The 23,957-nt window shown below is 57.3% G+C and carries 21 protein-coding genes; 18 read left to right on the forward strand and 3 right to left on the reverse strand.

What is annotated here, in order from left to right:
• The first annotated feature begins 39 nt into the window (after positions 1 to 39).
• The 9 genes from livH to ugpQ all read left to right on the forward strand — a co-directional run bounded on the left by livH (position 40) and on the right by ugpQ (position 8,981).
• Positions 40 to 966, forward strand: a complete 927-nt coding sequence (livH, locus tag HF679_RS20140; protein WP_123757287.1) for a high-affinity branched-chain amino acid ABC transporter permease LivH — start codon at positions 40 to 42, stop codon at positions 964 to 966.
• Complete coding sequence (gene livM / locus HF679_RS20145) at positions 963 to 2,240, forward strand: branched chain amino acid ABC transporter permease LivM (RefSeq protein ID WP_154144985.1); 1,278 nt, start codon at positions 963 to 965, stop codon at positions 2,238 to 2,240. Before livH ends, livM begins: the two co-directional genes overlap by 4 nt.
• Positions 2,237 to 3,004, forward strand: coding sequence for a high-affinity branched-chain amino acid ABC transporter ATP-binding protein LivG (gene livG / locus HF679_RS20150; RefSeq protein WP_123757289.1), 768 nt, complete (start codon positions 2,237 to 2,239; stop codon positions 3,002 to 3,004). Before livM ends, livG begins: the two co-directional genes overlap by 4 nt.
• 2 nt (positions 3,005 to 3,006) lie before the next feature.
• Complete coding sequence (gene livF / locus HF679_RS20155) at positions 3,007 to 3,720, forward strand: high-affinity branched-chain amino acid ABC transporter ATP-binding protein LivF (protein ID WP_123757290.1); 714 nt, start codon at positions 3,007 to 3,009, stop codon at positions 3,718 to 3,720.
• Positions 3,721 to 4,020: 300 nt separating this feature from the next.
• On the forward strand, positions 4,021 to 5,337 hold the full coding sequence (ugpB, locus tag HF679_RS20160) for a sn-glycerol-3-phosphate ABC transporter substrate-binding protein UgpB (RefSeq protein WP_123757291.1): 1,317 nt from the start codon (positions 4,021 to 4,023) through the stop codon (positions 5,335 to 5,337).
• 105 nt (positions 5,338 to 5,442) lie between these two features.
• Positions 5,443 to 6,330 (forward strand): sn-glycerol-3-phosphate ABC transporter permease UgpA, encoded by an 888-nt coding sequence (gene ugpA, locus HF679_RS20165; RefSeq protein ID WP_123757292.1) that lies wholly within the window; start codon positions 5,443 to 5,445, stop codon positions 6,328 to 6,330.
• Positions 6,327 to 7,172: a sn-glycerol-3-phosphate ABC transporter permease UgpE gene (ugpE, locus tag HF679_RS20170; protein ID WP_123757293.1), complete on the forward strand. Its 846-nt coding sequence runs from the start codon at positions 6,327 to 6,329 to the stop codon at positions 7,170 to 7,172. Before ugpA ends, ugpE begins: the two co-directional genes overlap by 4 nt.
• A 1-nt stretch (position 7,173) precedes the next feature.
• On the forward strand, positions 7,174 to 8,244 hold the full coding sequence (locus HF679_RS20175; RefSeq protein ID WP_123757294.1) for a sn-glycerol-3-phosphate import ATP-binding protein UgpC: 1,071 nt from the start codon (positions 7,174 to 7,176) through the stop codon (positions 8,242 to 8,244).
• Positions 8,241 to 8,981 (forward strand): glycerophosphodiester phosphodiesterase, encoded by a 741-nt coding sequence (gene ugpQ / locus HF679_RS20180; protein WP_123757295.1) that lies wholly within the window; start codon positions 8,241 to 8,243, stop codon positions 8,979 to 8,981. Before HF679_RS20175 ends, ugpQ begins: the two co-directional genes overlap by 4 nt.
• Before the next feature lie 18 nt (positions 8,982 to 8,999).
• On the opposite strand, the gene HF679_RS20185 is transcribed toward ugpQ, so the two are convergent.
• Complete coding sequence (locus tag HF679_RS20185) at positions 9,000 to 9,323, reverse strand: DUF2756 family protein (protein WP_123757296.1); 324 nt, start codon at positions 9,321 to 9,323, stop codon at positions 9,000 to 9,002.
• Between the two features lie 180 nt (positions 9,324 to 9,503).
• Here HF679_RS20185 and ggt point away from each other — a divergent pair, with 180 nt between their 5' ends.
• Positions 9,504 to 11,246, forward strand: a complete 1,743-nt coding sequence (ggt, locus tag HF679_RS20190; RefSeq protein ID WP_123757297.1) for a gamma-glutamyltransferase — start codon at positions 9,504 to 9,506, stop codon at positions 11,244 to 11,246.
• A 53-nt stretch (positions 11,247 to 11,299) separates the two neighbouring features.
• On the opposite strand, the gene yhhY is transcribed toward ggt, so the two are convergent.
• A complete protein-coding gene (gene yhhY / locus HF679_RS20195) occupies positions 11,300 to 11,776 on the reverse strand; it encodes an N-acetyltransferase (RefSeq protein ID WP_187043076.1) in 477 nt (158 codons plus the stop codon).
• 267 nt (positions 11,777 to 12,043) lie between these two features.
• Positions 12,044 to 12,616, reverse strand: a complete 573-nt coding sequence (locus HF679_RS20200) for a polymer-forming cytoskeletal protein (RefSeq protein ID WP_148060403.1) — start codon at positions 12,614 to 12,616, stop codon at positions 12,044 to 12,046.
• Between the two features lie 298 nt (positions 12,617 to 12,914).
• On the opposite strand from HF679_RS20200, the gene HF679_RS20205 reads away from it, so the two are divergent.
• The 8 genes from HF679_RS20205 to glgX all read left to right on the forward strand — a co-directional run bounded on the left by HF679_RS20205 (position 12,915) and on the right by glgX (position 23,893).
• Entirely contained in the window at positions 12,915 to 13,952 is a 1,038-nt protein-coding gene (locus HF679_RS20205; protein WP_123757299.1) for an oxidoreductase, read from the forward strand.
• Positions 13,953 to 14,073: 121 nt separating this feature from the next.
• A complete protein-coding gene (locus HF679_RS20210) occupies positions 14,074 to 14,769 on the forward strand; it encodes a pirin family protein (RefSeq protein ID WP_123757300.1) in 696 nt (231 codons plus the stop codon).
• A 126-nt stretch (positions 14,770 to 14,895) separates the two neighbouring features.
• Positions 14,896 to 15,891, forward strand: coding sequence for a gluconate operon transcriptional repressor GntR (gntR, locus tag HF679_RS20215; RefSeq protein WP_123757301.1), 996 nt, complete (start codon positions 14,896 to 14,898; stop codon positions 15,889 to 15,891).
• A 185-nt stretch (positions 15,892 to 16,076) separates the two neighbouring features.
• Positions 16,077 to 16,607, forward strand: a complete 531-nt coding sequence (gntK, locus tag HF679_RS20220) for a gluconokinase (RefSeq protein WP_004868532.1) — start codon at positions 16,077 to 16,079, stop codon at positions 16,605 to 16,607.
• Entirely contained in the window at positions 16,607 to 17,947 is a 1,341-nt protein-coding gene (gene gntU / locus HF679_RS20225) for a gluconate transporter (protein WP_123757302.1), read from the forward strand. The genes gntK and gntU overlap by 1 nt, the downstream gene beginning before the upstream one ends.
• A 428-nt stretch (positions 17,948 to 18,375) precedes the next feature.
• Positions 18,376 to 19,482 carry an aspartate-semialdehyde dehydrogenase gene (gene asd / locus HF679_RS20230; RefSeq protein ID WP_187042336.1) on the forward strand — a complete coding sequence of 369 codons (1,107 nt, stop codon included), beginning with the start codon at positions 18,376 to 18,378 and terminating at the stop codon, positions 19,480 to 19,482.
• A 251-nt stretch (positions 19,483 to 19,733) separates the two neighbouring features.
• Positions 19,734 to 21,920: a 1,4-alpha-glucan branching enzyme gene (gene glgB, locus HF679_RS20235; protein WP_123757304.1), complete on the forward strand. Its 2,187-nt coding sequence runs from the start codon at positions 19,734 to 19,736 to the stop codon at positions 21,918 to 21,920.
• Positions 21,917 to 23,893: a glycogen debranching protein GlgX gene (glgX, locus tag HF679_RS20240; protein WP_154144990.1), complete on the forward strand. Its 1,977-nt coding sequence runs from the start codon at positions 21,917 to 21,919 to the stop codon at positions 23,891 to 23,893. Before glgB ends, glgX begins: the two co-directional genes overlap by 4 nt.
• The last annotated feature ends 64 nt before the right edge of the window (positions 23,894 to 23,957 follow it).

Below are 23,957 nucleotides of genomic sequence, written 5' to 3' on the forward strand. Positions count from 1 at the left end.
CCGCCCGCGTAAAACGGGCGGCATGAAAAAGGTTACCTTATGTCCGAGCAGTTTCTCTACTTTCTGCAGCAGATGTTCAACGGCGTCACGCTGGGCAGTACTTACGCGCTGATCGCCATCGGTTATACGATGGTGTACGGCATTATCGGCATGATTAACTTCGCCCATGGCGAGGTCTACATGATTGGCAGCTACGTCTCCTTCATGATCATTGCCGCACTGATGATGATGGGGATTGATACCAGCTGGCTGCTGGTGGCCGCGGGTTTTGTCGGGGCGATTGTGATCGCCAGCGCCTACGGCTGGAGCATCGAGCGCGTGGCCTACCGGCCGGTGCGTAGCTCCAAGCGCCTGATTGCGCTGATCTCCGCCATCGGGATGTCTATCTTCCTGCAAAACTATGTCAGCCTGACGGAAGGGTCGCGCGACGTGGCGCTGCCGAGCCTGTTCAATGGCCAGTGGACGGTGGGCAGCAGCGAAAACTTCTCTGCGACCATCACCACCATGCAACTGGTGATCTGGGTCGTGACCTTTGTGGCGATGCTGGCACTGACGCTGTTTATTCGCTACTCCCGCATGGGCCGCGCCTGTCGTGCCTGTGCTGAAGACCTGAAAATGGCGAGCCTGCTCGGGATTAACACCGACCGGGTGATTGCCCTGACCTTTGTTATCGGCGCGGCAATGGCGGCGGTAGCGGGCGTTCTGCTGGGTCAGTTCTATGGCGTTATCAACCCGTATATCGGCTTTATGGCCGGGATGAAAGCCTTTACTGCTGCGGTTCTGGGCGGCATCGGCAGTATCCCTGGCGCGATGATCGGCGGGCTGATCCTCGGCATCGCCGAAGCGCTCTCTTCTGCCTACCTCAGCACGGAATATAAAGACGTGGTCTCCTTCGCGTTGTTGATTCTGGTGCTGTTGGTGATGCCTACCGGCATTCTGGGTCGTCCGGAGGTAGAGAAAGTATGAAACCGATGCATATTGCGATGTCGCTGCTGTCTGCGGCGATGTTCTTTGTTCTGGCCGGCGTGTTTATGGGCGTGCAGCTGGAGCTGGACGGCACCAAACTGGTGGTGGACACCGCCGCCGATATCCGCTGGCAGTGGATCTTTATCGGCACCGCGGTGGTCTTCTTCTTCCAGTTGATGCGTCCGCTGTTCCAGAAAACCCTGAAGAATGTCTCCGGGCCGAAGTTTATTATGCCGGCTATCGACGGGTCGACGGTGAAACAGAAGCTGTTCCTGGTGGCGCTGCTGGTGATCGCCGTGGCGTGGCCGTTTATGGTGTCGCGCGGCACGGTGGATATTGCCACCCTGACGATGATTTATATCATTCTCGGGCTGGGGCTTAACGTGGTTGTGGGGCTGTCAGGCCTGCTGGTGCTGGGCTACGGCGGTTTCTATGCCATCGGCGCCTATACCTTTGCGCTGCTGAACCACTATTACGGCCTCGGTTTCTGGACCTGTCTGCCGCTGGCGGGCCTGGTGTCTGCCGCCGCGGGCTTCCTGCTGGGCTTCCCGGTGCTGCGCCTGCGCGGTGACTATCTGGCCATCGTGACGCTGGGCTTCGGCGAAATCGTGCGTATCCTGCTGCTCAACAACACCGAAGTGACCGGCGGCCCGAACGGCATCAGCCAGATCCCTAAGCCGACGCTGTTTGGTCTTGAGTTTAGCCGTAGCGCCCGTGAAGGCGGCTGGGATACCTTCAGTAACTTCTTTGGTATGAAGTACGATCCGGCTGACAGGGTCATTTTCCTCTATCTGGTGGCGCTGCTGCTGGTGGTACTGTCGCTGTTTGTGATTAACCGCCTGCTGCGCATGCCGCTGGGGCGCGCGTGGGAAGCGCTGCGTGAAGATGAAATTGCTTGTCGCTCGCTGGGCCTTAGCCCGACGCGCATCAAGCTGACCGCCTTTACCATCAGTGCCGCGTTTGCCGGTTTTGCCGGGACGCTGTTTGCCGCTCGTCAGGGCTTTGTCAGTCCGGAATCCTTCACCTTTGCCGAGTCGGCTTTCGTGCTGGCAATTGTGGTGCTCGGCGGCATGGGCTCGCAGTTTGCGGTGATCCTTGCGGCGGTGCTGCTGGTGGTATCGCGCGAACTGATGCGTGATTTCAACGAATACAGCATGTTGATGCTGGGTGGTTTGATGGTGCTGATGATGATCTGGCGTCCGCAGGGACTGTTGCCGATGACGCGCCCGCAGCTGAAGCTGAAAAAAGTTCAGGCGAAAGGAGAGCAGGCATGAGTCAGCCATTATTATCCGTCAACGGCCTGATGATGCGCTTCGGCGGCCTCTTGGCGGTCAACAACGTGTCGCTTGAGCTGCGCCCGCAGGAGATCGTCTCGCTGATTGGCCCTAACGGCGCCGGCAAAACCACGGTCTTCAACTGCCTGACCGGTTTTTATAAACCGACTGGCGGGACCATTAAACTGCGCGATCAGCATCTCGAAGGGTTGCCGGGTCAGCAGATTGCCCGCATGGGCGTGGTCCGGACCTTCCAGCACGTGCGCCTGTTCCGTGAAATGACGGTGATTGAAAACCTGCTGGTGGCACAACATCAGCAGCTGAAAACCGGCGTATTTTCCGGGCTGCTGAAAACGCCGTCCTTCCGCCGCGCCCAGAGCGAGGCGCTGGACCGCGCTGCCACCTGGCTGGAGCGCATCGGCTTGCTGGAGCACGCCAACCGTCAGGCCAGTAACCTGGCCTACGGCGACCAGCGACGTCTGGAGATTGCCCGTTGCATGGTGACCCAGCCGGAAATTCTGATGCTGGATGAACCGGCGGCGGGTCTGAACCCGAAAGAGACCAAAGAGCTGGACGAGCTGATCGCCGAGCTGCGTAGTCATCACAACACCACCATCCTGCTGATTGAGCACGATATGAAGCTGGTGATGGGGATTTCCGATCGTATTTATGTGGTTAACCAGGGCACGCCGTTAGCTAACGGTACGCCGGAAGAGATCCGCAATAACCCGGACGTGATCCGCGCATACCTTGGTGAGGCATAAGTATGGAAAAAGTGATGTTATCTTTTGACAACGTGAGCGCCCACTACGGCAAGATTCAGGCGCTGCATAACGTCAGTCTGCACATCAATCAGGGAGAGATCGTCACTCTGATTGGCGCCAACGGCGCGGGTAAAACCACGCTGCTTGGCACGCTGTGCGGCGACCCGCGCGCCTCCAGCGGCAAGGTGGTCTTTGATGGTAAAGATATTACCGACTGGCAGACCGCGAAAATCATGCGTGAAGCGGTGGCGATTGTGCCGGAAGGGCGTCGCGTCTTCTCGCGGATGACGGTAGAAGAGAACCTGGCGATGGGCGGTTTTTTTGCCGACCGCGATCAGTTCCAGAGCCGCATTCAGTGGGTTTACGAGCTGTTCCCGCGCCTGCTTGAGCGTCGTATTCAGCGGGCGGGCACCATGTCCGGCGGCGAACAGCAGATGCTGGCAATCGGTCGTGCGCTGATGAGCCAGCCGCGTCTGCTGCTGCTTGACGAGCCGTCCCTGGGGCTGGCGCCGATTATCATTCAGCAGATTTTCAACACTATCGAACAGCTGCGCGAGCAGGGGATGACCATTTTCCTCGTCGAGCAGAACGCCAACCAGGCGCTGAAGCTGGCCGACCGTGGCTACGTGCTGGAAAACGGCCACGTGGTGCTGGAAGATACCGGCGACGCACTGCTGGCCAACGAGGCGGTACGCAGCGCCTATCTGGGCGGTTAAAACGTCCCCGGCGGCGCTACGCCTGGCCGGGCTACCCTTGTGCGTGTTCAATAAAATGATTCCCGCACCGTAGCCCGGGCGAGGCGCTGGCGCCGACCCCGGGGGGGTATCACATCTATTCGTGTCACAGCTCCCACTTTCCTGTCTCCGATCTTTCATCGTCTTGCCATCTCTTTGACGCCTTACTATCTTTTTTTTGTAATAAAAAAGTTATTTTTCTGTAATTCGAGCATGTCATGTTACCCCCGCGAACATAAAACGCGTGAAATCGCGCATCTGGAACAACAAGAGAGATAACCGATGATATCGTTACGACATACAGCTTTAGGTCTGGCGCTCAGTCTGGCATGTGCCGGTCAGGCGCTGGCAGTCACCACCATCCCGTTCTGGCACTCGATGGAAGGGGAACTGGGTAAAGAAGTTGATTCTCTGGCGCAACGTTTCAACGCGGCCAATCCGGATTACAAAATTACGCCGGTGTACAAAGGCAACTACGAGCAGAGCCTGAGCGCCGGTATCGCGGCGTTCCGTACCGGTAACGCGCCCGCGCTGCTGCAGGTGTATGAAGTCGGTACCGCGACGATGATGGCCTCGAAAGCCATTAAGCCGGTGTATCAGGTGTTCAGTGATGCGGGCATTAAGTTCGATGAATCGCAGTTCGTGCCGACCGTTTCCGGTTACTACACCGATTCAAAAAGCGGCCATCTCCTCTCCCAGCCGTTTAACAGCTCTACGCCGGTGTTGTACTACAACAAAGATGCCTTCAAAAAAGCCGGTTTAGACCCGGAGCAACCGCCAAAAACCTGGCAGGAGCTGGCCGCCTATACCGATAAGCTGAAAGCGGCGGGCATGAAGTGCGGTTACGCCAGCGGCTGGCAGGGCTGGATCCAAATTGAAAACTTCAGCGCCTGGCATGGCCTGCCGGTGGCGACCAAAAACAACGGCTTCGACGGCACCGACGCGGTACTGGAGTTCAACAAGCCGGAGCAGGTGAAGCATATCGCCATGCTGGAAGCGATGAACAAGAAGGGCGACTTCAGCTATTTCGGGCGTAAAGACGAGTCCACCGAGAAGTTCTATAACGGTGACTGCGCCATTACCACCGCCTCTTCCGGTTCGCTGGCAGATATTCGTCAGTACGCCAAATTCAACTACGGCGTGGGCATGATGCCATACGACGCCGACGTGAAAGGCGCGCCGCAGAACGCCATTATTGGCGGAGCCAGCCTGTGGGTGATGCAAGGTAAAGACAAAGAAACCTACACCGGCGTGGCGAAATTCCTCGAATACCTCGCTAAACCGGAAATCGCCGCGGAGTGGCACCAGAAAACCGGCTATCTGCCGATCACCACCGCCGCGTATGACCTGACCCGTCAGCAAGGCTTCTACGAGAAAAATCCGGGCGCGGATATCGCCACTCGCCAGATGCTGAACAAGCCGCCGTTGCCGTTCACCAAAGGCCTGCGTCTGGGCAACATGCCGCAGATCCGCACCATTGTGGATGAGGAACTGGAGAGCGTGTGGACCGGCAAGAAGACGCCACAGCAAGCGCTGGATTCAGCGGTTGAACGTGGTAACCAGCTGCTGCGCCGTTTCGAGCAGTCGACGAAGTCTTAACCCTGTGCCCGGCGGCGTGATGCTGACCGGGCCTGTCGTTCGAGATTTTGTAGGCCGGGTCGGGCGCATGTCGCCTCCCGGCGTTTTCTGAAGAAGAGTTCCCTTATGTCATCATCCCGTCCGGTATTCCGCTCGCGTTGGTTGCCCTATGTGCTGGTCGCGCCGCAGCTGATTATCACCGTTATTTTCTTTATCTGGCCCGCGGGTGAAGCGCTGTGGTATTCGCTACAAAGCGTTGATCCATTTGGCCTTTCCAGTCAGTTCGTTGGTCTGGACAACTTCATGACCCTGGTCCATGACCCGTACTATCTGGCCTCGTTCTGGACCACCATTAAGTTCAGCACGCTGGTGACCTTCAGCGGCCTGATCATCTCCCTGTTCTTTGCGGCCCTGGTGGACTACGTCGTGCGCGGCAGCCGCTTTTATCAGACCCTGATGCTGCTGCCCTATGCGGTGGCGCCGGCGGTGGCGGCGGTGCTGTGGATTTTCCTTTTTAATCCCGGGCGTGGGCTGATTACTCACTTCCTCGCCGAGATGGGTTACGACTGGAACCATGCGCAAAACAGCGGCCAGGCAATGTTCCTGGTGGTCTTTGCGTCGGTCTGGAAGCAGATCAGCTACAACTTCCTGTTTTTCTTCGCGGCATTGCAGTCAATTCCGCGATCGCTGGTCGAGGCCGCCGCCATTGATGGTGCCGGGCCGGTGCGGCGTTTCTTTAAGCTGGCGCTGCCGCTGATCGCGCCGGTCAGCTTCTTCCTGCTGGTGGTCAACCTGGTCTACGCCTTCTTCGATACCTTCCCGGTGATCGATGCGGCTACCGCCGGTGGCCCGGTACAGGCGACCACCACGTTGATCTACAAGATTTACCGCGAAGGCTTCGCCGGTCTTGACCTCTCCGCTTCCGCGGCTCAGTCGGTGGTATTGATGCTGCTGGTGATTGTGCTGACGGTGGTTCAGTTCCGCTATGTTGAAAGTAAGGTGCGCTACCAATGATTGAGAACCGTCGCGGGCTGACGATTTTCAGCCACACCATGCTGATCGTGGGGATTGCGGTGATCCTGTTCCCGCTGTATGTCGCGTTTGTTGCGGCGACGCTGGATAACAAGGCGGTGTTTGAGACGCCGATGACGCTGATCCCCGGCGGACACCTGCTGGATAACATGGCCACCATCTGGACCCAGGGCGTCGGGGCGAACAGCGCGCCATTCTGGTTGATGATGCTCAACAGCTTCATCATGGCATTCGGCATCACGGTGGGGAAAATCGTGGTGTCGATGCTCTCGGCATTCGCCATCGTCTGGTTCCGTTTTCCCCTGCGTAACCTGTTCTTCTGGATGATTTTTATCACCCTGATGCTGCCGGTTGAGGTCCGTATTTTTCCGACGGTAGAAGTCATCGCCAACCTGAAAATGCTCGACAGCTACGCCGGGCTGACGTTACCGCTGATGGCCTCGGCGACCGCCACCTTCTTGTTCCGTCAGTTCTTTATGACGCTGCCGGATGAGCTGATTGAAGCGGCACGCATCGACGGTGCTTCGCCGATGCGCTTTTTCCGCGACATCGTGCTGCCGCTGTCGAAAACCAATCTCGCGGCGCTGTTTGTGATCACCTTTATCTACGGCTGGAACCAGTATCTGTGGCCGCTGCTGATTATCCAGGACGTCAATCTTGGCACCGCGGTGGCGGGTATCAAAGGCATGATCGCCACCGGCGAGGGCACCACCCAGTGGAACCAGGTGATGGCGGCGATGCTGCTCACGCTTATTCCCCCGGTTGTTATCGTTTTAACCATGCAGCGCGCGTTTGTGCGTGGCCTGGTCGACAGTGAGAAATAAAATGGCTGGTTTAAAACTACAGGCAGTAACTAAAAGTTGGGATGGCAAAACCCAGGTGATCCAACCGCTGACGTTGGACGTCGCGGATGGCGAATTTATCGTGATGGTCGGCCCGTCCGGCTGTGGAAAATCAACGCTGCTGCGCATGGTGGCCGGTCTTGAGCGCGTGAGCAGCGGCGATATCTGGATTGACCGCAAGCGCGTCACCGAAATGGAGCCGAAGGATCGCGGTATCGCGATGGTGTTCCAGAACTACGCCCTCTACCCGCACATGAGCGTCGAAGAGAATATGGCCTGGGGACTGAAGATCCGCGGGATGGGTAAAGGGTTGATCGCCGAGCGGGTGCAGGAAGCGGCGCGTATCCTGGAGCTCGATGGCCTGCTGCAACGCCGTCCCCGTGAGCTTTCAGGCGGCCAGCGTCAGCGCGTGGCGATGGGCCGCGCGATTGTGCGCGACCCGGCAGTGTTTCTGTTTGATGAGCCGCTGTCCAACCTCGATGCCAAGCTGCGGGTGCAGATGCGCCTCGAACTGCAGCAGTTGCATCGTCGCCTGAAAACCACCTCGCTGTACGTTACCCACGATCAGGTAGAAGCGATGACCCTTGCCCAGCGGGTGATGGTCATGAATAAAGGGATTGCCGAACAGATTGGCACTCCGGTGGAAGTTTACGAAAAACCGGCCAGCCGCTTTGTCGCGAGCTTTATCGGCAGCCCGGCGATGAATCTGCTGGAAGGGCGCGTCAGCGCCGAGGGGAATGACTTTGAGCTGGAGGGCGGCATGCGTTTGCCGCTGAATAACGGGCATCGTCAGTACGCCGGGCGTAAGATGACGCTGGGTATCCGCCCGGAGCATTTTGCATTAAGCTCCCAGGCGGAAGGTGGCGTACCGCTGGTGATGGATACGCTGGAAATTTTAGGTGCCGATAACCTGGCCCACGGTCGCTGGGGCGAACAGAAGCTGGTGGTCAGATTGCCACACCAGCAGCGTCCGCCGGCGGGCTGCACGCTGTGGCTGCAGCTGCCCAGGGAACATCTGCACCTCTTTGATGGTGAAACAGGACAACGCGCATGAGTCACTGGCCTTATCCCCACATCGTCGCCCATCGTGGCGGCGGGAAACTGGCGCCGGAAAACACCCTGGCGGCCATCGACGTTGGCGCGCGATTTGGTCATACGATGATCGAGTTCGACGCCAAGCTGTCGAAAGACGGCGAGATCTTTTTGCTACACGATGACAATCTGGAACGCACCAGCAACGGCTGGGGCATTGCCGGAGAACTGCCGTGGCGCGATCTGCTGAAAGCCGATGCCGGAAGCTGGTACAGCGCCGAATTCAAAGGTGAGCCGCTGCCGCTGCTGGCCGAGGTAGCCGACCGCTGTCGTCAGCACGGCATGATGGCGAATATCGAAATTAAGCCGACCACCGGCACCGGACCGCTGACCGGCAAAACGGTGGCGCTGGCGGCCCGCGAGCTGTGGCAGGGCATGACCCCGCCGCTGCTATCGTCGTTTGAAATTGATGCGCTGGAAGCCGCCCAGCACGCGGTGCCCGAGCTACCGCGCGGGCTGCTGCTGGATGAGTGGCGTGAGGACTGGCGCGAGCTGACCACCCGGCTGGGCTGCGTGTCGATTCACCTCAACCACAAGCTGCTGGATGCGGCGCGCGTCGCCAGCCTGAAAGCGGCTGGCCTGCACATCCTCGTGTATACCGTGAACCAACCCCAGCGGGCGGCAGAGCTGTTACGCTGGGGCGTCGATTGCCTCTGCACCGACGCCATCGACGTTATCGGCCCTGATTTTCAGCCCTGAGCTGACTGCAGGCGGCGCCTATGGCGTCGTCTGCTGATGCAGCATTCCCCCGTTGCTGTTCGGCAACATCTGCTGTGACGAATTCAAATTCCCGCTCTGGGTTACCCGCTGCTGATTATTGTTGAGCTGGGTCTGAAGATGCTGCTGCTGGGCGCGAGTCTGGTTCTGCATATCCTGCTTCAGCATGCTCTGATGCTGCTGTTGCTGGACCTGCATCTGGTTCTGCATCCGCTGCTGGCTGGGGACGACATACCCCGGCTGGTTAGGGTTGTTGGTGGTGTTAAGCGGCTGCGCCAGGACGCTGAGCGGCATCAGCGCCGCCAGAAAAAATAGTGCTTTCATCGTTCTCTCCTCCCGTGTGTGGGATCACTTAAGTGTACCTCCTTTCCGGCATAACAATGATTTTTTAAGACTTATCAGCCAGGCTTAAACCCTGAATAATTCTCGTTGCCGCCAACGTACAAGCAACTCGAATTATTTTGGGTGTATATGGGGATAAAAATACATTTCAGGAGTAAGGCAATGATAACAAAACGTTTATGGCGTCAGGTGGTCATCGCTGCTTTGCTGGCCGGCGGTAGTTTTACCGTCGCGGCAAATCCCGCCCCGTCGCCGGTTTCTTACGGTGTCGAAGCGGATGTCTTTCATCCGGTTCGCGCGCAGCAGGGAATGGTGGCCTCGGTGGACGCGCTGGCCACCCGGGTTGGGGTCGATATTTTGCGCCAGGGCGGGAATGCCGTTGATGCCGCGGTGGCGGTGGGCTATGCGCTGGCGGTCACCCATCCGCAGGCCGGTAACATTGGCGGCGGCGGGTTTATGATGCTGCGGACCAAAGACGGGCACACCACGGCGATAGATTTTCGCGAAATGGCGCCGGAGCAGGCCACCCGGGACATGTTCCTCGATGACCACGGCAACCCGGACAGTAAAAAATCGCTCACCTCGCATCTGGCCTCCGGTACACCGGGCACCGTTGCTGGCTTCTCATTAGCGCTGGAAAAATACGGCACGCTGCCGCTCAACAAGGTGATGCGCCCGGCGATCAAGCTGGCAGAAGAGGGCTTCACGGTTAACGATGCGCTGGCTGATGACCTGAAAACCTACGGGAGCGAAGTGATCCCGCAGCACCCGAACAGCAAGGCCATCTTCTGGAAAAACGGCGAGCCGCTGAAGAAGGGCGACAAGCTGGTACAAAAACAGCTGGGGAAAAGCCTCGAGCTGATCGCCGAGCATGGCCCGGACGCGTTTTATAAAGGGGCGATTGCCGATCAGATAGCCGAAGAGATGCAGAAAAACGGTGGTCTGATAACCCGGGCGGACCTCGCGGGCTACAAGGCGGTCGAACGTACGCCGATCGCCGGCGAGTACCGTGGCTATCAGGTGTTCTCGATGCCGCCGCCGTCGTCCGGTGGGATCCACATCGTACAGATCCTTAATATCCTCGAAAACTTCGATATGCAGAAATATGGCTTCGGCAGCGCAGATGCCATGCAGGTCATGGCGGAGGCCGAAAAACATGCCTATGCCGACCGCTCGGAGTATCTCGGTGACCCGGACTTTGTCAGCGTGCCGTGGCAGGCCTTAACCAATAAGGCTTACGCCAAATCGATTGCCGATCAGATTGATATCAACAAAGCCAAACCTTCCAGCCAGATCCGTCCCGGCAAGCTGGCACCCTATGAAAGCAACCAGACCACTCATTTCTCGGTAGTGGATAAAGACGGCAATGCGGTGGCGGTTACCTATACGCTGAACACCGTATTTGGCACCGGGATTGTTGCGGGTAGCTCCGGGATCCTGATGAATAACCAGATGGATGATTTCTCGGCAAAACCGGGCGTACCGAACGTCTACGGGCTGGTGGGCGGCGATGCCAATGCCGTCGGGCCGAAAAAACGTCCGCTGTCGTCGATGTCGCCGACCATCGTGGTGAAAGAGGGCAAAACCTGGCTGGTGACCGGCAGCCCGGGCGGCAGCCGCATTATTACCACCGTCCTGCAGATGGTGGTGGATACGATTGATTTCGGCATGAACGTCGCGGAAGCCACCAACGCGCCGCGCTTCCACCATCAATGGCTGCCGGATGAGCTGCGGGTGGAGAAGGGCTTTAGCCCGGATACCTTGAAACTGCTGGAACAGAAGGGACAAAAAGTGGTGCTGAAGGAGGCGATGGGCAGCACGCAGAGCATTATGGTTGGCCCGGACGGGACGCTGTACGGCGCTTCCGACCCACGCTCGCCGGGCGATTTAACCGCCGGATACTGAGTCAACGGCCGGGCAGCACGGCGTGTGCCCGGCCTGTAACCCTGTCTTAACCTTTACTTCAGGCGCGCCATAAAGTGCGCATCGACGTACTCGCCGTTACGCAGCGCGAATTTCCGTCCGGTCCCTTCAACGACAAAACCATATTTGCGATAGACGGCAACCGCAGCGGCGTTATCGGCAAACACCGTGAGTTCGATCCGCTCAACCCGCAACCAGTTATCGCACAGGCCGATCATTTCGCGCATCAGGGCGCTGCCAACGCCGCGACCCTGGAACGGTGCCGCCACGCTCATCCCGAAAGTGGCGACATGGCATCGGCGTGGCCGGGGTTCGACGCTGAGCATCAGGTGGCCGACGACCTGCTCGTCGATCGTGGCAACCAGGTGGTGACCGTGTGGCCGGGGTTTTAGCCGTTCCTGCCACATTTCCATTGATGGATGCGGGAGCTGTAGCGTGTCGTGATAGACCTCCGGGTGCGCAGTCAGCTGGCGTAAAGGTTCTGCATCGCGCGGTTCAGCATGGCGTATCACAATCTCACTCATTCCTCTTCTCCCTTGTACCTGAATATCAGGCTTTGTGTGCTCAATGGTTCTTTTCAACATCCCTGACTTTAAAAAAGGCGTCAACGGCTAATTTTTGCAAAAAGGGGTAGACAAGTGCGAATGAGAATGATTATTATTGTCCTGCATTCAGGGAGACCCTTGCGGAAAGCCTGAAAGCACGACATTGCTCACATTGCTTCCAGTATTACTTTAGCCAGCCAGGTGCTGGCTTTTTTTTTGCGTTTTTTCAGGCCCTCACGCTTCAGGTTTGTCGCTCAGCGCCGGCAGCATCTCCGCTTTGCCGCAGAATACAGCACCTTTAATCATCGCCAGAGTGCGGTAAGCCAGAGTCCCGGTCACCCGGCCGTTTTCCGCTATTTCAATGCTGTCGCTGTTGCACTGGCCGGTCACGCTGCCGTCGATAATTAGGGTGCGACAGGTGATATTGCCTTCGACATGTCCGTCGCGTTTGATCGTAATCTGGCCCTCTTTTGCATCGATATTGCCTGTCAGCGAGCCATAAATATCGACGTTACCGTCGGCAACGATATTGCCTTCCACATTGACGCCGCTGGCAACCACGGTGGGTTCGGACTGCCCGTGTTGGTCATGCACGGTGGCTTCATCGCAAGAGGAGGCGGAAGTCCGGGGAGTATTCTTCTTTTTGAACATGAGTTTAACCTGCTGGTACTGGAAATGAATGATGAACGCGGTAATGGAAAGTGCGGCGGCGGCGCCTGCCAGGTATAAGGCGTTGAAACACCAGGCCACCAGCCCCAGGAACCAGAAAAGCAGCGCGCTGTTTAACGCGAGATATTGTCTTTCCATGTGAATTGGTGGTGCTTCCTTGTCTGCGTGGACGGTGGAGATTTGCTCCGGAAACGGGGTGGCGTAAACCTCATCCGCTCAGGATTCGTGTCTCTCGACTTTACACGCAAGGAACAAGGCTTTGATAGCACTTTAATTTAAAATAACATTATTTATCATTGAGTTATAAATGTTTCGTATGTGTAATGATTAAAGTATTCTGCAGATAAATTTCTGCAACTACGGGACGGGAAAGAGTTAAGTTCCTTGCCGGGGTGCGCTATGGTTAACGGCAGAAACCTCAACACAGGACGTTATTATGACTCTGCATTGTGCATTTATCGGCTTCGGTAAAAGTACCACCCGCTACCATCTGCCCTATGTTCTGCACCGCAAAGACCGCTGGCACGTCGCGCACATCTATCGCCGCAGCGCGAAGCCCGAAGAACAGGGGCCGCAGTACTCGCATATCCACTTCACCAGCGATCTTGATGACGTGCTCAATGACCCGCAGGTCAAGCTGGTGATTGTCTGTACCCATGCGGATAGCCATTTTGACTATGCAAAACGGGCGCTGGAGGCGGGCAAAAACGTGCTGGTGGAAAAACCGTTCACGCCAACGATGGCTGAAGCGAAGGCGCTGTTTGCGCTGGCGAAGAGCAAAGGCCTGACGGTGACGCCGTACCAGAACCGCCGCTTTGACTCCTGCTTCCTGACGATGAAAAAGGTCATCGAGAGCGGCAAACTCGGCGAGATCGTCGAAATTGAGAGCCACTTTGACAACTATCGTCCGGTGGACGGTGGCAAACCGGGACTGCCGCAGGACGGCGCGTTTTACGGTCTTGGCGTGCACACGATGGATCAGATTATCTCGCTGTTTGGTCGCCCGGATCACGTGGCCTATGACATCCGCAGCGTGCGTAATAAAGCCAACCCGGATGATACCTTCGAAGCCCAGCTGTTCTACGGCACCATGAAAGCCATCGTCAAAACCAGCCATCTGGTGAAGCTGCCTTATCCGAAGTTTATCGTCCACGGCCATCGTGGGTCGTTTATTAAGTACGGCATCGATCAGCAGGAGACCAGCCTGAAAGCCAATATCATGCCGGGGGAAGCAGGTTTTGCCGCGGATGACAGCATTGGTGTGCTGGAATACGTTGATGACAGCGGCGTCAGTGTGCGTGAGGAGATTGGCGTGGAGCCGGGCGACTATGGCCGGGTCTATGATGCGCTCTACGACACCCTGGTGAATGGTCGCGAAAATTACGTCAATGAATCTGAGGTTCTCACCAATATGGAGATCCTCGAACGCGGCTTTGAACAACCTTCTCCGTCGGTAGTAACCCTCATGAAATAAGCTTTTTTGGCTCCTCGGTTCTTATTCATATTTTTTGAACAGAGGAGTCAATTTTCACCCTCTATGATCGTCAGCGGAATGAGTCCACACTGACTCCATCGAAAACATACGGGGGTGCAACATGATCTACTTACGCAAAGCTAACGAACGCGGTCACGCTAACCACGGCTGGCTGGATTCCTGGCATACTTTCTCTTTCGCCAACTATTACGACGCGAACTTTATGGGCTTCTCGGCGCTGCGCGTCATCAACGATGACGTGATTGACGCCGGCCAGGGCTTCGGTACCCACCCGCACAAAGACATGGAAATCCTGACCTATGTGCTGGAAGGGGCGGTTGAACACCAGGACAGCATGGGTAACAAAGAGCAGGTGCCTGCCGGTGAGTTCCAGATCATGAGCGCCGGTACCGGTGTTCGCCACTCGGAATACAACCCGAGCAGCACCGAGCGTCTGCGTTTGTATCAAATCTGGATTATGCCGCAGGAAAACGGAATCACACCGCGCTACGAACAGCGTCGCTTTGATGCGGCACAGGGCAAACAGCTGGTGCTGTCGCCGGATGCGCGTGAAGGCTCCCTGAAGGTGTATCAGGATATGGAACTGTACCGCTGGGCGCTGCTGAAAGACGAACAGTCGGTGCATCAGATTGCCGCTGAACGCCGCGTCTGGATCCAGGTCGTGAAGGGCGAAGTGACCATCAACGGGACCAAAGCCACTACCAGCGATGGCCTGGCGATTTGGGATGAGCAGGCGATTTCTGTTCACGCCGACAGCGATAGCGAAATCCTGCTGTTCGATCTGCCGCCGGTCTGATGCCGTTCTGAAGATGTTTAAATAAATTGCGCAGCCTTCCCGGATGTTTGGGAAGGTTGCGCTTCGTCCGTGATAAACTGAGATAATGTCTCCCCGTTATCACAGCCAGGAATCACAGTCAGGACGATGAAAAAGAAAAGACCCGTACTTCAGGATGTAGCCGATCTTGTCGGCGTGACCAAAATGACGGTCAGTCGCTTTTTACGTAACCCGGAGCAGGTTTCCGAGGCTTTGCGTGGCAAGATTGCCGTTGCTCTCGATGAACTGGGTTATATCCCCAATCGTGCGCCTGATATTCTCTCCAATGCGACCAGTCGCGCCATCGGCGTGCTGCTGCCGTCGTTAACCAACCAGGTCTTCTCGGAAGTGCTGCGCGGCATTGAAAGCGTCACCGATGCCTTCGGCTATCAAACGATGCTGGCGCACTACGGCTATAAGCCGGAGATGGAAGAGAAACGTCTCGAATCAATGCTCTCCTGGAACATTGATGGCCTGATCCTCACCGAACGTACCCATACTCCCCGCACGCTGAAGATGATCGAAGTGGCCGGTATTCCGGTGGTCGAGCTGATGGACAGCCAGTCGCCGTGCCTCGATATCGCCGTGGGTTTTGACAACTTCGACGCCGCACGACAGATGACCGCCGCGATTATTGCCCGTGGGCATCGTCATGTGGCTTATCTTGGCGCGCGCCTCGATGAACGTACTATCATCAAACAGAAGGGTTACGAGCAGGCGATGTTTGATGCCGGCATGACGCCCTACAGCGTGATGGTTGAGCAGTCGTCGTCCTACTCGTCAGGGATTGAGCTGATGCGTCAGGCACGCCGGGAATACCCACAGCTCGACGGTATTTTTTGTACCAACGATGACCTGGCGGTCGGGGCGGCCTTTGAGTGCCAGCGCCTGGGATTAAAAATTCCGGATGATATGGCGATTGCCGGTTTCCACGGCCATGATATTGGTCAGGTGATGGAGCCGCGGCTTGCCAGCGTGCTGACCCCGCGTGAGCGCATGGGCCGCATTGGCGCCGAACGGCTGCTGGCGCGGATCCGTGGTGAAACCGTTACGCCTAAGATGTTAGATTTAGGTTTCACATTGTCACCGGGCGGATCTATTTAATCCGACAAGTTTGAAGTAGATCACACATATTCATTTCTGGCACGAATGGTGATTGCTTATCCCTTAGTCCGGCATGACAATGTTACCGATAACAGTTACCCGTAACAATCAATCTGTATGCGAGCCTTCCATGCTGTATTCCGCAGCTTGCGCGGCCTCGCATATGTGTCCAGTGGGAGGAAGCTTTGAGCACGACTAACCATGATCACCACGTCTATGTCCTGATGGGCGTTTCCGGCAGTGGTAAATCCGCTGTCGCCAGCGAAGTGGCGCATCAACTGCATGCCGCGTTTCTTGATGGCGACTTTCTGCATCCGCGCAGCAATATCAATAAGATGGCCTCCGGTGAGCCGTTAAATGACGACGACCGTACACCGTGGCTTCAGGCGCTGAACGACGCCGCTTTTGCTATGCAGCGCACCAATAAAGTTTCGCTGATTGTCTGCTCCGCGTTGAAAAAGAGCTATCGCGACATTCTGCGTAAAGGCAACCCGAACCTGTCGTTTGTCTACCTGAAAGGGGATTTTGACCTGATCGAAAGCCGTCTGAAGGCGCGTAAAGGCCACTTCTTCAAAACCCAGATGCTGGTGACGCAGTTTGAAACGCTGCAGGAGCCAGGCGCAGACGAAGGCGATGTCTTAATCGTCGATATTGATCAATCGCTGGAAGGCGTGGTCGCGAGCACCATTGAGGTGATCAACAAAGGCAGTAACTAGTGAGTACTTTAACGCTTGTTTTAACCGCAGTCGGCTCTGTTTTGCTGCTGCTGTTTTTAGTCATGAAGGCACGTATGCATGCCTTCGTGGCCTTGATGGTGGTTTCTATTGGTGCCGGTCTCTTTTCGGGCATGCCGCTGGATAAGATTGCAGCGACCATGGAAAAAGGGATGGGCGGTACGCTGGGCTTCCTGGCGATTGTCGTGGCGCTCGGGGCGATGTTCGGCAAGATCCTCCATGAGACCGGCGCGGTCGATCAGATAGCCGTGAAGATGTTGAAATCTTTCGGCCATAACCGCGCCCATTATGCGATTGGTCTGGCCGGGCTGATCTGTGCGCTGCCGCTGTTTTTCGAAGTGGCTATCGTACTGCTGATCAGCGTTGCCTTCTCTATGGCGCGTCATACCGGTACCAACCTGGTGAAGCTGGTGATCCCGCTGTTCGCCGGCGTTGCCGCCGCGGCGGCATTCCTGCTGCCAGGGCCGGCGCCGATGCTGCTGGCATCGCAGATGCACGCCGATTTCGGCTGGATGATCCTGATTGGTCTGTGCGCCGCTATTCCGGGGATGATTATCGCCGGTCCGCTGTGGGGCAACTTTATCAGCCGCTACGTTGAGCTGCACATTCCTGACGATATCAGTGAGCCGAGCCTCGGCGAAGGCAAGATGCCGTCATTTGGCTTTAGCCTGTCGCTGATTCTGCTGCCGTTGGTGCTGGTTGGGCTGAAAACCGTCGCCGCACGCTTTGTGCCGGTAGGCTCTACGACTTATGAATGGTTCGAATTTATCGGCCATCCGTTCACCGCGATTCTGGTGGCCTGTCTGGTGGCGATTTATGGTCTGGCGGTTCGTCAGGGCATGGCGAAAGACCGGGTCATGGAAATCTGCGGTCACGCGCTGCAGCCGGCGGGGATTATCCTGCTGGTTATCGGGGCGGGCGGCGTCTTTAAACAGGTGCTGGTGGATTCCGGCGTGGGCCCTGCACTGGGTGAAGCGCTGACCGGTATGGGTCTGCCGATTGCCGTCACCTGCTTCGTGCTGGCGGCCGCGGTGCGTATTATTCAGGGCTCTGCGACCGTCGCCTGCTTAACCGCCGTCGGGCTGGTGATGCCGGTGATTGAGCAGCTGAACTACAGCGGTGCGCAAATGGCGGCGCTGTCCATCTGTATCGCCGGCGGCTCCATCGTGGTGAGTCACGTCAACGACGCGGGTTTCTGGCTGTTTGGTAAATTTACCGGCGCCACCGAAGCGCAGACGTTGAAAACCTGGACGATGATGGAAACTATCCTCGGCACCACCGGTGCCATCGTCGGTATGATCGCGTTTACGCTGCTGAGCTAAACGTAGGTCTCCTCGCCCGGCTGAGCGATGCAACGCCGGGCGATATTTCCCTCTGCTATCACCCGACATTTCCTTCCTGCTGAGCGCTGCGAAAAACGTATTAACCCTCGTAAGGCCGCACCAGCTCTGGTTTTGTGCGAACTCTCCCGCCGCATGCCCGCCACCCCATTTCCGGACGATTTCATAACCCAGATCAATAAATCAGCGGTAGAAAATATTCCCTTCCCTGGGCAATATACCGATAATCTTTAGGGTTTCCTGGATGCTGCTGGCAACAGAGGTGGCGTGAATAATAAGCTGCTTTTCTGATTGCCGCGCAATCATTGATTAATTTCACTTGCGACTTTAGCAGCATTTTGTAATGTGAGGGATGATCCAGTAGGAAACTGGCTTGACACAAACAGCACACATCTCCCAGGAAATACGTTATGAAAAATGTTGGTTTTATCGGCTGGCGCGGAATGGTCGGCTCTGTACTCATGCAACGCATGGTTGAAGAGCGCGATTTCGACGCCATTCGCCCTGTTTTTTTCTCCACCTCTCAGCTGGGGCAGCCTGCTCCTTCCTTCGGTGGCAGCACCGGCGGTACGCTTCAGGATGCATTTGACCTGGAAGCACTGAAAGCGTTGGACATTATTGTGACCTGCCAGGGCGGCGATTATACCAACGATGTTTATCCGAAGCTGCGTGAGAGCGGCTGGCAGGGTTACTGGATTGATGCGGCTTCGTCGCTGCGTATGAAAGACGATGCCATCATTATTCTCGATCCGGTTAACCAGGATGTGATTACCGCAGGCCTGAACAACGGCGTGAAAACGTTTGTTGGCGGTAACTGTACCGTCAGCCTGATGCTGATGTCCCTTGGCGGCCTGTTTGCACAGGACCTGGTTGAGTGGGTCAGCGTGGCGACCTATCAGGCCGCTTCCGGCGGCGGCGCGCGTCATATGCGCGAACTGCTGACCCAGATGGGCCAGTTGCATACCCACGTCGCGGCAGAACTGGCGAACCCGGCTTCCGCGATTCTGGATATTGAACGCAAAGTGACGTCGCTGACGCGCAGCGGCGAGCTGGCAGTCGATAACTTTGGTGTGCCGCTGGCGGGCAGTCTGATCCCGTGGATCGACAAACAGCTGGATAACGGCCAGAGCCGTGAAGAGTGGAAGGGCCAGGCAGAGACCAACAAGATCCTCGCCGCCCCGTCAGTGATTCCGGTTGATGGTCTGTGTGTTCGTGTGGGTGCCCTGCGTTGTCACAGCCAGGCGTTCACCATCAAACTGAAAAAAGATGTCTCTATCCCGACCGTTGAAGAACTGTTGGCGGCGCACAACCCGTGGGCCAAAGTGGTACCAAACGATCGTGATATTACCATGCGTGAGCTGACCCCGGCTGCCGTTACCGGCACCCTGACCACCCCAGTCGGTCGCCTGCGCAAACTGAATATGGGGCCGGAGTATCTCTCGGCCTTCACTGTCGGAGACCAGCTCCTGTGGGGCGCTGCGGAGCCGCTGCGACGCATGTTGCGCCAGCTGGCTTAATATCCGACTCAACAACGGGAAAGGGGGTGTTTAACACCCCCTTTTTTTTGCGTAATACAAGGAGTAAACGCGGATGTTAGATTTTTTCCAACGGAGGTAAGTCAGCCTTGGCTATGCTTTAAGTAAGGAACGACAACGTTGCCTTACCTGAAGGTGGGACGGAGCAGAAGGATGCACAGAGTGCTGCACCGTTCAGGTCAAAAAAAGTCGTCAGATACAGGAAATGACGGCACTTACAACAGGATGAAACCATGTCTAATCGTATCGATAGAGACGTGATTAATGCGCTTATCTCTGGCCATTTTGCGGACCCTTTTTCCGTGCTTGGCATGCATCAAACGGATGCCGGTCTGGAGGTACGTGCGTTATTACCCGATGCTACTGATGTATGGGTTATTGAGCCGAAAACCGGGCGCAAAGTAGGCAAACTGGAATGCCTCGATGCACGCGGGTTCTTTAGCGGCGTTCTGCCGCGTCGAAAAAATCCCTTCCGCTACCAGCTGGCGGTGACCTGGCATGGTCAACAAAATCTGATTGATGATCCTTACCGTTTTGGCCCGCTGCTGCAGGATCTCGACGTCTGGCTGCTCTCTGAGGGGACCCATCTGCGCCCGTATGAGACGCTGGGCGCGCATGCTGACACGATGGACGGGATCACCGGGACGCGCTTCTCCGTCTGGGCGCCGAACGCCCGCCGGGTTTCCGTCGTCGGCCAGTTCAACTACTGGGACGGGCGCCGCCACCCGATGCGCCTGCGAAAAGAGTCCGGTATCTGGGAGCTGTTTATCCCCGGCGCGCACAACGGCCAGTTGTACAAATTCGAACTGATCGACGCCCACGGTCATCTGCGGGTGAAATCTGACCCGTATGCCTTTGAAGCACAGATGCGCCCGGACAGCGCCTCGCTTATCTGCGGGTTGCCGGAAAAAGTCGAACAGCCGGAAGCGCGTCGCCAGGCTAACCAGTTTGATGCGCCGATTTCGATTTATGAAGTTCACCTCGGTTCATGGCGCCGCCATACCGATAACAATTTCTGGCTGAGCTATCGCGAGCTGGCTGACCAACTGGTGCCTTATGCCAAATGGATGGGCTTTACCCATCTGGAGCTGCTGCCGGTTAACGAACATCCGTTTGATGGCAGCTGGGGCTATCAGCCCACCGGGCTGTACGCGCCGACCCGCCGGTTTGGTACCCGTGAAGATTTCCGCTACTTCCTCAATGCCGCACATGCCGCTGGGCTGAATGTGATTCTGGACTGGGTTCCCGGCCACTTTCCGTCCGATGACTTCGCGCTTGCCTCGTTTGATGGTACTTCGCTGTATGAACACAGCGACCCGCGCGAAGGGTATCACCAGGACTGGAATACCCTGATCTATAACTACGGTCGCCGCGAAGTCAGCAACTTCCTGGTCGGGAATGCGCTGTACTGGATTGAACGCTTCGGGATCGATGCGTTGCGGGTCGATGCGGTGGCGTCAATGATCTATCGCGACTACAGCCGTAAAGAGGGCGAGTGGGTGCCAAACGAGTTTGGCGGTCGGGAGAACCTCGAGGCGATTGAGTTCCTGCGCAATACCAACCGCGTGCTCGGCGAACAGACCCCGGGGGCGGTCACCATGGCGGAAGAGTCCACCGATTTCGCCGGCGTGTCACGGCCTTCGTCGACCGGTGGCCTCGGTTTCTGGTTCAAATGGAACCTCGGCTGGATGCACGACACCCTCGATTACATGAAGCTCGATCCGGTCCATCGCCGTCATCATCACGACAAGATGACCTTCGGGATGCTCTATAACTACACCGAAAACTTCGTGCTGCCGCTGTCCCACGATGAAGTGGTGCATGGCAAAAAATCGATTCTGGACCGCATGCCCGGTGACGCGTGGCAGAAGTTCGCCAACCTGCGCGCCTACTACGGCTGGATGTTTGCCTTCCCGGGCAAAAAGCTGCTGTTTATGGGTAACGAGTTTGCCCAGGGGCGGGAGTGGAACCACGATGGCAGCCTGGACTGGCATCTGCTGGAAGGCGGCGATAACTGGCATCACGGGGTTCAGCGCCTGGTGCGCGATCTGAACCATACCTATCGCCACCATAAAGCGCTCCACGAACTCGATTTTGACCCCTACGGCTTTGAATGGCTGGTGGTGGATGATCACGAACGCTCGGTCTTTGTCTTCGTGCGCCGCGATAAAGCCGGTAACGAGATTATCGTTGCCAGCAACTTCACCCCGGTTCCGCGCCATGACTACCGTTTCGGGATCAACCAGCCTGGGCGCTGGCGTGAGGAGCTGAATACCGATTCGATGCACTACCACGGTAGCAATACCGGCAACGGTGGCGTCGTGGAAAGTGATGCTATCGCCAGCCACGGCCGTGAATATTCGCTGTCAATTACGCTACCGCCGCTGGCGACCGTCTGGCTGGTACGGGAGGCACAATGACGATGCTGGCCGCCGGAAAACCCTCACCGTTAGGCGCGAGCTATGATGGAAAGGGCGTGAATTTTACGCTCTTATCCGCCCACGCTGAGCGGGTAGAACTGTGCGTCTTTGACGCGCAGGGCAATGAGCAGCGCTTTGATTTACCCGCGCGCAGCGGGGATGTCTGGCACGGCTGGCTGGCGGATGCCGGGCCGGGCTTACGCTACGGTTACCGTGTCCACGGCCCGTGGGACCCGGCACAGGGGCACCGTTTCAATCCGGCGAAGCTGCTGCTCGACCCCTGTTGTCATCGGGTCGCGGGGGGGCTGCCCGATGACGAGCTGCTCCACGGCGGCGACCATATGCCGGATCACCGGGACAGTGCGGCGATTGCGCCGAAGTCGCAGGTGGTGGATCTGCACTACGACTGGCACAACGATGCGCCGCCCCGGACGCCCTGGGGGCAGACGGTCATCTACGAAGCCCATGTGAAAGGGCTGACGTGGCTGCACCCGGCGCTGCCGGAGGCCATCCGCGGCACCTATAAAGCGTTGGGGCATCCGGTGATGATCGACTACTTCACCACCCTTGGGATCACGGCGCTGGAGCTGATGCCGGTGGCGCAGTTCGCCAGTGAACCGCGGCTGCAGAGAATGGGGTTGAGCAACTATTGGGGCTACAACCCGATGGCGATGTTCGCGCTCGACCCGCGCTACGCCAGCGAGCCGGAGCGCGCGCTCGACGAGTTTCGTGACGCGGTGAAAGCGCTGCATGCTGCGGGCATCGAAGTGATCCTCGACGTGGTGTTGAACCACAGTGCGGAAATTGACCTTGAAGGGCCGACCTTCTGTTTTCGCGGAATCGACAACCGTTACTATTATTGGATAAGGGACGACGGGGATTACTACAACTGGACCGGCTGCGGCAACACCCTCAATCTGAGCCAGCCTGGAACCGTGGAGTTTGCCCGTCAGTGTCTGCGCTTTTGGGTCGATGAGTGCCACGTCGACGGCTTCCGTTTCGACCTGGCCTCGGTGATGGGCCGCACCCCGCAATTTCGCCAGGATGCGCCGCTGTTTGAGGCAATTCGCCACGATCCGCAGCTTTCGGCCGTCAAGCTGATTGCCGAGCCCTGGGATATTGGTGCCGGGGGATATCAGGTGGGGAATTTCCCGCCGCTGTTTGCCGAGTGGAATGATCATTTCCGCGACGTCGCAAGGCGTTTCTGGCTGCATAACAACGTGTCGCTGGGCGAGTTCGCCCGGCGTTTTGCCGCCTCCAGCGATGTGTTTCAGCATAACGGACGGCTGCCCGCCGCAGCGGTCAATCTGGTTACCGCCCACGACGGCTTCACCCTCTGCGACTGCGTTTGTTTCAATCAGAAACACAATGAGGCGAACGGTGAAGAGAATCGCGATGGGACTAACAATAACTACAGCAGCAACCATGGTATAGAAGGGTTAGGTGGCAGTCTCGACGTGATGGAGCGGCGTCGGGACAGCGTTCATGCCCTGCTGTCCACGCTGCTGTTGGCACAAGGTACGCCGATGCTGCTGGCAGGTGACGAGCATGGTCATAGCCAGCATGGCAATAATAACGCCTATTGTCAGGACAATGCCCTGACCTGGCTTGACTGGAGTCAGGCCAACGGTGGGCTGACCGCATTTACCGCCGCGCTCATTCATCTGCGCCGCAGCATACCGGCCTTAACCGGGAACGCATGGTGGCAGGAAGGAGACGGCAACGTGCTGTGGCTAAACCAGAATGCGCAACCATTAACCGCTGACGAGTGGCAGCATGGCATTCCACGCCTGCAAATTCTGCTCTCGGATCGTTGGCTGGTGACGCTGAACGCCACCCCGGAGGTGGCGCCAATGGAATTACCTGAGGGGGAGTGGCACGCCGTTCCTCCTTTCGCCGGAGAGGATAATCCGGTCGTCATAGCTGTCTGGCATGGGCCCGCGCACGGAGTGTGCGTATTTCAAAGGTCGTAAGCCCTGAAGCTTCCGGTTGAACTCGCGGCGGCTGCGCGGTGAGAAGGACGGGAAGACCGGGATG

Source organism: Enterobacter sp. JUb54, from assembly GCF_014298075.1.
Classification (GTDB): domain Bacteria; phylum Pseudomonadota; class Gammaproteobacteria; order Enterobacterales; family Enterobacteriaceae; genus Klebsiella; species Klebsiella lignicola.